We start from the raw sequence: 9412 nt of genomic DNA on the forward strand, positions 1-9412 counted from the left end.
GTCGGTTCGGATGTTTGCCCTATCGCGTGCCACTACGCACCCCCGCGCTGTATGCGTCTGAAACGGCGAGGTTACATGGGGTGCATTGCGGGCAGTCGTCGCTCTCATCGTCCGGGAAGTGCTGGACAGGCTTGGAGCAGTGCATGCACGGGCTGGCGGGGAACCCCTTGCTCTGCTCGTATGTCACTTCATCCATTCGGACCTCCTGGATAACGTGTTCGTTGGGTATGCCTGAGCCTTTGCTTCGGTTGCAGGCTACGCACGCTGCGGTTAGGTTCCAGGGGTCGTCAGTTCCGCCGTGATGTCTTGGGATGACGTGGTCGACTTCTAGCTCAGCGAGCGGGGCTTTTGCTCCGCAGTATCGGCATGCGTGGTTGTCTCGGCGCAGCACTTCGTATCGAGTGGTCTTGCTGATTCCCATTTGTTTCTCCTTCCTTTGATGTCGTCCCATTTGTTGAGTGCGGCGGCGGTTGTTCCGAGGATGAGGATTAGTCCGAGGTCAACCGCCGCGTGGGTGATGACTGCCGTGTTCTGAATCAGCTGGCGCACGGGGTCACCGGATGTCCTTTAGTTCGTGACGGATGCGGTAGGTGCGGGTTTTGATGGGCATTTCGTTGCTACTCTCGGACCATGCGCGGCCGTGGGTCTTGGTCGTTCCGTTGAGCGCTGCGTTCGTCCGTTGGATGTCAATAGTTTCGACAGTGAATCGATTGCCGTGGACTTTGATCTCGGAATCGTAGGGCACGTAATGGCGCAGCCCATTGGCTTCCATCCACCGCAGGACAATTCCGGTGTCTTCGGGCAAGAGGTCTTCGGCTCGGATGATCTGGGGTTTCATTTGCTTTCCTGTTCTGCGATTTCGGAGCCGAGCGCGATGTATCCTGCTGCGTCGATCCAGGAGTCTTGTTTGGTGGGGTTGACGATGATGCGGGCGACTTTTAGTTGGGTGAGGCAGAGTGCAACTTGCGTGGCGGTGACGGTGGTTCCGAGGATGGGTGACCAGAGTTGGGCGATGCGGTTGAAGTTGCCGGCCGCTTCGTCTTTGGTGTCGTAGTCGTTGGCTCGGTCACCGCCGATGAGGTTCCCGGCTTCACGTAGCGTCTTGGCGCGGGTCTTCGTCTCGCCCTTGTTGCGGCCTGTGTCCCATTTCTTGTGAAGCGCGCTCATGGTCGCTTCGTGGATGGTCGGCACCGGATCGGCGTGTTTGAGGAACTTGGATTGGTAGTCGTGGCGCGAACCATCGGGGTGCGTGACTTCGACAGCACCGCTCGTGAACTGGTCGGCGGCAACAGTCATGATGAACCCCGGCGCGTTATCGACGTGCTCAACCCGGTCGCCCTTGCGGAAGGGGGTGGGTGCGTGCGTGAGGTCATCGACCTTGTGCGCGGTTGAACGTTCGCGCCACTGCACATGCACGATCCGCCCGTCCTCGGAGACTGAATCCACGGTTCCGGTCGGCGCTGATGAGTTGACTATCCACACCCGGTCGCCACGCTTGAACGGGGCAGGAGCGGCGTGGGTAAGTTCGCTTGGTTCGTACCAGAGGCCCGACTTGTGGCCCGAGCCGTCCCAGCGCACACACGCGGTGCCGATCCTTGTCAATTCGATGACCGTGCCCATGGGTCGACTTGAGTCAACCTTGCGCACTCGGTCGCCCTTTTTGAAGTCGCTCATCGGTTCTTCCAATCTGCTTTGCGGTTGAGATAAAAGAAGCCCCGGATCACTTGGCGGATCAGGAGCAAAGGCCAGAGCGGGGAAAGCAAGGCGAGGCGTGCACCCGTTCTCTGGCTTGCCCACTGCGCGGTGTCATCAGCCGAGAACGCGATGCCGCACATGAGGGACAGCCCGACACCGCATGTGTACACTGTCGCCAGGATTTCGAGCGTGTTCATTCGTCTTCTCCGAGTACGAGGTGGTGGGCGGCGTAGTGTCGTTGCCCTTGATCAAAGGTGACTTCGTAGGTGTAGTAGAAGTCGGTGTCGATATGGGTGATGGTGCCTACGTGGTCGTTGCGTGGGTCGTCGGGTTCGATGACACGCACGCGATCACCAGTCTTGAATTTGCACATGCTCATGCCCCGACGCCGCGTACTGCTTGGAGGATGCTGCCAACGTTGCTGCACTCGTCCTCGGGGTCGAGCCATTCGCCGTCCGTGGTCTTGCATAGTGCTTCGACCCGGGCAACAGCAGCTTCGGCGGCTTCCACGCGGGCGAACAGGGCATTGAATGCGGGTACGGGGATCTCGACGTGATACCGGAGGATGCCCCGCTCTTCCATCCAAGCCAGGTTTTCCCGCATCACGGTGAGGTCTAGTCCATCGCTCATGGTCGTTTCTTCTTTCGGTTGTTGGTGAGGTTGCGGATCGCTTGTGCCGCGGTTGGGTCGCGGTGAGTTTGCGTATCGTGGTCGAGGTTCTTCTCACGCTGATGACACGCACACGCCTTCTGCCTGCACACTTCGAGGAACGTTCGGCAGGCACGGCAGCAACTCACGTCGCACCGTCATGCGTGGCTTGGTGGTTGGCGTACATTGCGCGTTGGGCTGTCAACCGTTCTTTCAACTCGACAGCCTGCGCACGCAACCTTGGGCTGTTCGGGTTGCTACTAATCCGCCCAACAACCCGCCGCAACTGCTCAACAATCCCCGCAATATCAAACTGATGCTTCCCACGCCGATGACAACTCATGACGGGTCCAAGGCGTCGGCGCGATAGGGGTTATCTTCGGTGTATTCCCAAGGTTCGTAGTTGCTCGCATGGTGTCCGCGCTCAAACTCGGCGAACCCTTCGTCCCATGCGTCGGCTTTGATCTTGGCAATCGCGCGGTCGAAGATGGCAGGGTCAAGATGAACCCGACCGCCCCACTCAAAGTTCGCGCGCAAATCAGCAACGCTCCATTCCTTGCTCATGGTTCCTCCGTGCAATATTTGGCGAGTAGGTCTGGCCGGAAACCTGACCAGTTGGTGAGCAGTTCGTCTCCGTCATGAACCGTGACGACTGGTGCTTCTGCGTGGCCCCATGCCCGGAATTGGGACATAAGATCAGGTTCGATGTCAGCCAACGAAACGGCGTCATACTCGATGCCGCGAGAGTCCAGGGACCGCTTCGTAGCGACACACTGAGGACAACCAGACGGCTTGCTATAGACCGTGATCAGGCGGCTCATTCGGTGTCCGCGAGGTGCACAAGGTGAAGTTCTGCACCCGCGAATTGTTCCATCCAGACACGCCCAAAATGTTTCACCGCGGAATAGTGACCGTCACCATCCGTGTTCTCATGATCAATGAGCGCGTTATACTGATCGGTTGCCACCCTCCACGACTCCACCGAATCGAAGTACAGGTGCACCGAATACGGCTGATCCGGATGCGTACGACCCCGGGGTGGTGATACCTGCAAATCGTCCGCCAACTCGCGGATGCCAACATCATGCTTGTGCATGGGAAAGTCCTTTCAACAACAAGGGCGCGACCCGGTTTGGATCGCGCCCACGAAAAAGGGCCACACGACTTGTGCGACCCCGAATACAACTTGACTACTACAAAGCCACGGCTGGATAACGTCCGCAACAAGGAGCACTATGTGGCTTAGTGTGCGCGGATAGAAACGTTAGAAGCTGGGCTCACTCGACGGCGAACCCCAACCACCACCACTGCCACCGCCAGCAGGAGCCGCCCACGGATCAGCAGCAGGAGCATTCCAACCACCCTGAGACTGCTGCTGGGCGGGGGGCTGGTTGCCGTTCGCCTGCTGAGCCTTCGGAATGATGCCAACCGAATCCGCGATGACATCAAGGCTCGTGCGCTTCTCACCGTTCGCCTCATACTCACGAGTCATCGCACGGCCCATGACAACAACACGCTGCTTAGCGCCCTCCTGAATAGTCTCCGCAAGCGCTTCCGCCTCACGCCCGAACACGGTCACCGACCACCAAGTTGTGCCGAGTTCCGTCCAGCCACCGTTGCCGTCCGGCTTCGAATGACCCTCCGCAACAGAGAAGCTAAACCGCGGCTTACCATCATTGCTGAACTGGAGTCCGCGGACCTTGCCAATGTTGCCCTTGAATGAAACGTTGCTCATGCTTGCTGCTCCTTTAGTGCTGCTTTGATGTGGTCGATGATGTGTGCGGGCGCATTGTTCGTGCTCGCGTATTCGAGGTAGTCGGCTAGGGTGCCTGCCTCGGACGCCTTGGCGATGGTTGCCGTTACGTCCGCGGGGATGCTGAGGTCAGGTGCAGCCTCTCGCAACGGCTCCACCTTGAACTGCTTTCGCTTGCCTCGCGTCGCGGTGAGTGCCACGGTCAGCGGCTTATCAAGGTGGCTGGCATGGCTTATCTCGATGCCGCCGACCTTGTCCCTGCCGAACGTGATATCGGGGTTCCTGTAGAGCGTGAGGCGATGGCCCGCGTAGGCTGATGCGTCCTTGCCCCATGCTGCGACCATGATCCGGCGCATGGACTTCGATGGCCGGTAAGCGCGACCGGGGAACTCCACGAGGTGAACGTCCACCGGCTGCTCTGGGCTACCCTTGGATACCTCACGGATGGTCACGGTAACCGGGCCAGCCATTAGATCGTCCGCGTTGAGCTGGTCGGACTTGGGGGCGATGCTTTCGGTCATGTCTAGGCTCATGGTCAGAGCTCCATTTCGTCATCTAGGAAGTGGTCTAGCCGTTCGGTTGGCGGCATGTTGGCGGTTGCGGTGAGGTAGCGGCTGATAATGTCTTCGGCGGTTGCCTCGAATGCCTTGAGTGCGTCGGTGATTGCGGCGAACCATCGCTCGTCGGGGTGGACGCGCTTCACGTAGAGCGGCATCCCTGAGCAGAAGGAAACGTAATCGCACCATTGGCGACCCGACACGAGCATTCCTGCCTGCATCTGCGCCATGTTGTAAAGGGGCGCTTCGTCTTCTAGTACGGTCTGTAGCTGGATGCGCTGATTCCTGGACTTGATTTCAATCAACCCATCCGAACCGACCAGCCCATCTGGGCTGTAGCCGAGCTTATGGCCGTCGATTGTCCGCACCATGAACCCAACCTCAGTGGCCGGCGCGAAGTTGTCGCTGTAGTGGGCACGGGCGAACGGCTCATCCAATGTCCCGCGTTCCATGGCTCGCGATGGCTGGATGGGTTCGACATGGCCGGTGATGCGTTCCGCGATCAACGTGTTGGCAAGCGACCGGGCAGTGTCATTGGCGGCAAGCTTGATCGTCTTCGGCGTGATCATCTGGCCAACGACTGAGGCGGTCAAGATGCCACAGCGTGCGGCTAGCCATTCCGGACTTCCCTGCTCGAGCTGATCAAATACTGTCAGTGTCATCGTCGTTTTCCTGTTCGTTGTCGGTGAGCGCGTCAACACAACATCCGCACCCTTGTCGGCATGCGGCGTATCCGTCGTCGGGCCTCATCGTTTGGGTCGTTTCTGTTTTGAGATGTCTCGGATGATTGTGGGTCGGGTGTGTTTGTCGATGCTGCGGGCGAGTGTTAGGCGTGCTTGCTCGCGGCGTTCGGGGTCCCACGCGGCTTCCATGGCCGTGTAGGACGGGTGCGGGGTGGTCATGGTGCGCTCCTGTAGGGGTTGGGTGGCATGTACTCCGGGGCGCAATCGGCGGCAAGGTCGAACGCTTCCCGCTGCGCTTCCCAGATCACCGGGGCCAGCATCGCGGCTTGGTGGGCGGCGAAGGCTCCAATCTTCCGGTCCATCACGTCGGCATCGCCTTTGGGAGTGTGCACTTCCTGCCCGCAGTAGCATCGGTCTGGCGTGCCAAGGGTCATTCCGGTGCTCTCCTTCTGGTGCCCCGCGAGCACTTCCGCGATCCGCGCTTCAAGGTTGCTCACTTGGTGGCCTTGTCTTCGAGCTCGATGATGCGGTCAATGGCGGCGCGCAGGGACTTGCCGGACCCGATGTATGTGCACCGGGAATCGGAAAGTCCGTATGCTTCGTTTTCCAGACCCGCCGCCAAGTCATCGCGGCGCTTCCCGAGCACTTCCCGGTCGGCGGCTTCCTTGGTGCGTGCGTCGTGGCGTTCGATGTGGTGTTGGAGGTCGGCGGCGATACGTGCGAGGTTGTCAGGTTCACCGACCGTCCACGAGTCAGAGTGCGCCGGGGTGATGCCGGATGCTTCGAGGATGGCGAGCACAAGTGCCGGGATTTCTGATCGAGAGATCGCGCAACCGCCGCGCTCACCCGAATTGCTCACCGCCAAGAAGTGCACCTGGTCGCCTAGGTTTTGCTTCACGGTGAGAGTGTTGCTGCCACCGTTTGCGCTCTTGAATTTGATGCTCATTTTGTTTCCTCTTTCGTGATGCCGAGTAGTTCTGTGATCCCGCGCAGGACATTCACTGTCTCGGCGGGTAGGAGGGCATAGAAAAGGGCGGTGATCGCGATGATCCCGCCCGGTATAGCCAGCCCGTTGATAGTCGCGTATATCTCATTCATGCTGCGACCACAACCATGTGCGCGTATTCGCATCCTGGGTGGCGCTTACGGTGACTGTGCGCGCTACCGTTCGAAATGTTGTCGCCACAGTTACCGCATTCGACTCGCTGGCGTTTGCGTTGGCGGCGACACTCAGCACATTCCCGACTGGTTTGCCCGGTGGTGTCGTGTCCGCGGTGGCATTGTGAGCCTGCTGGGTGTGCTGGTCGGGATGCTTTGACTACTGGGGCTTTGATTGATGCGCAAGGCCCGCACAATGGTGTGCCGAGCCGCGCATGCACCAATAAGCCTGCGCGCGTCCCACACTCAAACCCATCACGGATCAACGGCTTGTTACCGCGATACACATACCCCGCCATCACAGCACTCCGCATTCGGTGTGGAAGCTGAACATGAACACAGCATCGGCGTGGGTACGGTAGAACTTGACGCGCCCATGCGGATCGACCAGCGCCCACGGCTTTTTGCTCGGAGGCCACAACACCCAAGTAGTGCCGCATCTGCGGACGTAGTTGCGGTTGTAGATCTTCCACTTGTTCGGGCGCATTACTCGATCACCCCCGGTGTGTTCTCCAAGGCCGCGATCTCATCATCAGAGAGTGGCGGGGACAGTAGCGTGATGTGTTCGGTGATTGCGTCTCGTTTCTCAGCGAGCGCGAGGCGTACCGTGTCGTTTGCTTCGAGGTCGGCCCGCAACTTATCCCGCGCCGTCAACAAAGTGTTGTATGCGGTGTCGGCAACATCGATCTGCTGATTCACAACACGCAACGACTCAATAAGTGCGTCCGCGATGATCTTGTTCGGCTGAATGGTCATTTTGTTTGCTCCGGGGTTCTGGGGATCGGATTGGACATGAGGACTTCGAGGTGGCAGAAAGCGGCGCGCCCTACGTCCGTCATCCCACCACCTCCCCACCCGAAAAACGGGCGTTCGGTAGTTGCCCCATATACCAACTCTTCGATGGCAATCAGGGCCTCCGTGATGAGCGCGCTTCGACTACTCACATCGATGCTGCTTCGTGAACTCGGCGGCAAGAACTTGGCCGAAGTCATTGTTGGCGGTGTCCACGCTGTCTGCGCATGACTCGCATTCCACCTGGATTCGGGACCGCCCCGCCGCGATGCGAAATTTGGGGTTGGTCACTTTCGGTCCTTCCAGATTTCTCGGGCGGTCTTCGCGAGCAGTAGGAACTTGGAACTGTCGTCGGGGAATACGTGCTGTAGCTGCTCCCAGCTTTCGGCATGCGTCATGCGTCGTGCCTTGCTGTCGGCGCTGTAGAGCGTGTAGGCGTCCTCTTCGAGTTGGCGCTGCTCGGCTGCCGCTTCGTTTTCGTAGGCCATGAGAACTTCCGCAAGGTCACCTACCTCGATCCGGTCATTCACGTACATGCGCTTTCCGACCTGACCGTGCTGCCATTCGCTGGTGATGTTGAGTCCGCGTCCGGCGAGTGATTTAGCGAGGTGTTCTTTGAAGCGTTCTTTTGCGGCGCTCATGATGGTTCCTCCACGGGTTGTAGGGCTGCGGTTCGGGTTTCGTTGAGCTGGTAGGTGAGGGTGAGCGCTTCGGCTGGGGTCATATTGAAATGCGCGATGGAGAACTGGCCTTCCCTGTTCGTCATCCCAAGGGCCAGTCGAATCATTCGAGGATGCAAGCTGACCGATGCCGAATCGACCGGGATGCTATCCGTGAGGATGAAGTCACACATGGTGGTTGTCCTTTGTGGTGAGTAGTTCGGTGAGGGTGGTGTCGATTTCGTGGTCCATCCAGGCGGCAAGTTCAAGGTCGCCGGCACAAGCGGCAAGGGTCGTTACGTGCGCCCAAAGCTCGCCCAACAAGTACGGGTCAACAGTCCCCAGCTCCAATTCGAGTGCGGCGTGCATCTGCCCGAACGACTTGCCGGACGCCTCCCAATCCGCGACCGTCACCAGCAACAACAACCGCTGATCCGGCGCTTCTTCAACGAGGATCTTCTCAGCGGCCCGAACAAACAGGCCCGTAACCTCAGCCCATCTGCCCGCGATCATTGCTTCGGATGCGTGATGCATCAGAGTTAGTGGGGTGGCGGTGCTCTGATTCGAAAACATGACATGGTTCCTTAGTGGTTGACTGCATGAAAAAAGCCCCAACCAGACGGCGGGGCTTGAAGTGGGTGGCGCTAGACGCAGGGTAGGCCGCAGCCAATCCCCGCCTCCCGCTCATAGAAGCAGCTCGGGCAGATGATCCAGCGAACCTCCCGCTCATCGGCTGGCGGGGTTGCGCCGGACTCCGAGGTGTACACGACTTCGCTCATGGTGTCCTCAAGATCATTGAATGGATGCGGTGGATGTCGGTGGTGTTTGCGTGAGTAGTGGTGCCGCGGATTTTGCCGGACTCGATCATCCGATAGACGATGGCTTCCGATACACGCAAGAACGAGGCTGCATGACTGATCGGCATATCCTGGCGGGTCGGCTGCTCGCCATGCATCTGACGGTGTGACGCACGATCCTTCTCACCATGCCAGCCACCTAGATGAAACCAGCCACACTCCAAGCACTTGAAAACGCTCACATTGTGATAATGACGCGCCGCAAGTACAGCCTTCGCACTCTTACGATCCGCATACGAACGCTTCCCCGTAGCGTTGCAAGTGCCACGAAGCGCGTTCATGACTTCGGACCCCGCGCGATCCAATCGTGGATGGTCCGCAGTTTCGCTTCGGCGGCTTCGGCGCGGGCGTTGGCTTCACGTGCCTTGTCGCCCAGCTCTCGGGCGCGTTCCCAGACAACCTCCCAATAGCCATCGCCGTCATCATCGATCAGGTCTTGCGATCCGGTGATTTCAACAAGATCTTTGCCGTCGCGTTCGATGATGCGGCCCAACGTCTGGCAGGCACGGTCCACGCGCTCAAGGAAGGCGCTCATATCCTCCTGCGGGATCATCTCGCCGGCAGTGATCCGCTCACGCATCGCGGGTATGTCAAGTGGCGGGGTGGTCAC

Annotated in this window: 23 protein-coding genes; all 23 read right to left on the reverse strand. The window is 59.2% G+C overall.

Features of this window, described 5'->3' with window-relative positions; genetic code table 11:
* Window positions 1–19: 19 nt before the first annotated feature.
* The 23 genes from AC6CHY_RS17140 to AC6CHY_RS17250 all read right to left on the reverse strand — a co-directional run bounded on the left by AC6CHY_RS17140 (window position 20) and on the right by AC6CHY_RS17250 (window position 9382).
* On the reverse strand, window positions 20–421 hold the full coding sequence (locus AC6CHY_RS17140; protein WP_498227507.1) for an HNH endonuclease: 402 nt from the start codon (window positions 419–421) through the stop codon (window positions 20–22).
* Window positions 328–549, reverse strand: coding sequence for a hypothetical protein (locus tag AC6CHY_RS17145; RefSeq protein ID WP_498227546.1), 222 nt, complete (start codon window positions 547–549; stop codon window positions 328–330). The genes AC6CHY_RS17140 and AC6CHY_RS17145 overlap by 94 nt, the downstream gene beginning before the upstream one ends.
* A 4-nt stretch (window positions 550–553) precedes the next feature.
* Entirely contained in the window at window positions 554–838 is a 285-nt protein-coding gene (locus AC6CHY_RS17150; protein ID WP_498227508.1) for a hypothetical protein, read from the reverse strand.
* Complete coding sequence (locus AC6CHY_RS17155) at window positions 835–1674, reverse strand: DUF6378 domain-containing protein (RefSeq protein ID WP_498227509.1); 840 nt, start codon at window positions 1672–1674, stop codon at window positions 835–837. The genes AC6CHY_RS17150 and AC6CHY_RS17155 overlap by 4 nt, the downstream gene beginning before the upstream one ends.
* Window positions 1671–1892 carry a hypothetical protein gene (locus tag AC6CHY_RS17160; protein WP_498227510.1) on the reverse strand — a complete coding sequence of 74 codons (222 nt, stop codon included), beginning with the start codon at window positions 1890–1892 and terminating at the stop codon, window positions 1671–1673. Before AC6CHY_RS17160 ends, AC6CHY_RS17155 begins: the two co-directional genes overlap by 4 nt.
* On the reverse strand, window positions 1889–2041 hold the full coding sequence (locus AC6CHY_RS17165; protein WP_498227511.1) for a hypothetical protein: 153 nt from the start codon (window positions 2039–2041) through the stop codon (window positions 1889–1891). Before AC6CHY_RS17165 ends, AC6CHY_RS17160 begins: the two co-directional genes overlap by 4 nt.
* A gap of 29 nt (window positions 2042–2070) precedes the next feature.
* The gene (locus AC6CHY_RS17170) at window positions 2071–2325 is read right to left on the reverse strand and encodes a hypothetical protein (protein ID WP_498227512.1); all 255 of its coding nucleotides are present in this window, start codon (window positions 2323–2325) and stop codon (window positions 2071–2073) included.
* Window positions 2326–2682: 357 nt separating this feature from the next.
* Window positions 2683–2907, reverse strand: coding sequence for a hypothetical protein (locus AC6CHY_RS17175; protein ID WP_498227513.1), 225 nt, complete (start codon window positions 2905–2907; stop codon window positions 2683–2685).
* On the reverse strand, window positions 2904–3164 hold the full coding sequence (locus tag AC6CHY_RS17180) for a glutaredoxin domain-containing protein (protein WP_498227514.1): 261 nt from the start codon (window positions 3162–3164) through the stop codon (window positions 2904–2906). Before AC6CHY_RS17180 ends, AC6CHY_RS17175 begins: the two co-directional genes overlap by 4 nt.
* Entirely contained in the window at window positions 3161–3439 is a 279-nt protein-coding gene (locus AC6CHY_RS17185; RefSeq protein WP_498227515.1) for a hypothetical protein, read from the reverse strand. Before AC6CHY_RS17185 ends, AC6CHY_RS17180 begins: the two co-directional genes overlap by 4 nt.
* Window positions 3440–3607: 168 nt before the next feature.
* Complete coding sequence (locus AC6CHY_RS17190) at window positions 3608–4078, reverse strand: single-stranded DNA-binding protein (RefSeq protein ID WP_498227516.1); 471 nt, start codon at window positions 4076–4078, stop codon at window positions 3608–3610.
* Window positions 4075–4629, reverse strand: a complete 555-nt coding sequence (locus tag AC6CHY_RS17195; RefSeq protein ID WP_498227517.1) for a hypothetical protein — start codon at window positions 4627–4629, stop codon at window positions 4075–4077. Before AC6CHY_RS17195 ends, AC6CHY_RS17190 begins: the two co-directional genes overlap by 4 nt.
* A 2-nt stretch (window positions 4630–4631) precedes the next feature.
* Window positions 4632–5315, reverse strand: a complete 684-nt coding sequence (locus AC6CHY_RS17200) for a lambda exonuclease family protein (protein ID WP_498227518.1) — start codon at window positions 5313–5315, stop codon at window positions 4632–4634.
* A gap of 236 nt (window positions 5316–5551) precedes the next feature.
* Window positions 5552–5833, reverse strand: coding sequence for a hypothetical protein (locus tag AC6CHY_RS17205; RefSeq protein ID WP_498227519.1), 282 nt, complete (start codon window positions 5831–5833; stop codon window positions 5552–5554).
* Entirely contained in the window at window positions 5830–6282 is a 453-nt protein-coding gene (locus AC6CHY_RS17210; protein ID WP_498227520.1) for a hypothetical protein, read from the reverse strand. The genes AC6CHY_RS17205 and AC6CHY_RS17210 overlap by 4 nt, the downstream gene beginning before the upstream one ends.
* Window positions 6279–6434, reverse strand: a complete 156-nt coding sequence (locus AC6CHY_RS17215) for a hypothetical protein (protein ID WP_498227521.1) — start codon at window positions 6432–6434, stop codon at window positions 6279–6281. Before AC6CHY_RS17215 ends, AC6CHY_RS17210 begins: the two co-directional genes overlap by 4 nt.
* Before the next feature lie 358 nt (window positions 6435–6792).
* Window positions 6793–6981 carry a hypothetical protein gene (locus AC6CHY_RS17220; protein WP_498227522.1) on the reverse strand — a complete coding sequence of 63 codons (189 nt, stop codon included), beginning with the start codon at window positions 6979–6981 and terminating at the stop codon, window positions 6793–6795.
* The gene (locus tag AC6CHY_RS17225; RefSeq protein WP_498227523.1) at window positions 6981–7250 is read right to left on the reverse strand and encodes a hypothetical protein; all 270 of its coding nucleotides are present in this window, start codon (window positions 7248–7250) and stop codon (window positions 6981–6983) included. The genes AC6CHY_RS17220 and AC6CHY_RS17225 overlap by 1 nt, the downstream gene beginning before the upstream one ends.
* Window positions 7251–7573: 323 nt before the next feature.
* Window positions 7574–7927, reverse strand: a complete 354-nt coding sequence (locus AC6CHY_RS17230; RefSeq protein ID WP_498227524.1) for a hypothetical protein — start codon at window positions 7925–7927, stop codon at window positions 7574–7576.
* Window positions 7924–8139: a hypothetical protein gene (locus AC6CHY_RS17235; protein ID WP_498227525.1), complete on the reverse strand. Its 216-nt coding sequence runs from the start codon at window positions 8137–8139 to the stop codon at window positions 7924–7926. Before AC6CHY_RS17235 ends, AC6CHY_RS17230 begins: the two co-directional genes overlap by 4 nt.
* On the reverse strand, window positions 8132–8518 hold the full coding sequence (locus AC6CHY_RS17240; RefSeq protein ID WP_498227526.1) for a hypothetical protein: 387 nt from the start codon (window positions 8516–8518) through the stop codon (window positions 8132–8134). Before AC6CHY_RS17240 ends, AC6CHY_RS17235 begins: the two co-directional genes overlap by 8 nt.
* Before the next feature lie 202 nt (window positions 8519–8720).
* Window positions 8721–8984: a hypothetical protein gene (locus tag AC6CHY_RS17245; RefSeq protein WP_498227527.1), complete on the reverse strand. Its 264-nt coding sequence runs from the start codon at window positions 8982–8984 to the stop codon at window positions 8721–8723.
* A 95-nt stretch (window positions 8985–9079) separates the two neighbouring features.
* Window positions 9080–9382: a hypothetical protein gene (locus tag AC6CHY_RS17250; RefSeq protein WP_498227528.1), complete on the reverse strand. Its 303-nt coding sequence runs from the start codon at window positions 9380–9382 to the stop codon at window positions 9080–9082.
* Window positions 9383–9412: the final 30 nt, after the last annotated feature.

The sequence above is a fragment of the Paeniglutamicibacter sp. GQ140 genome, from assembly GCF_059759235.1.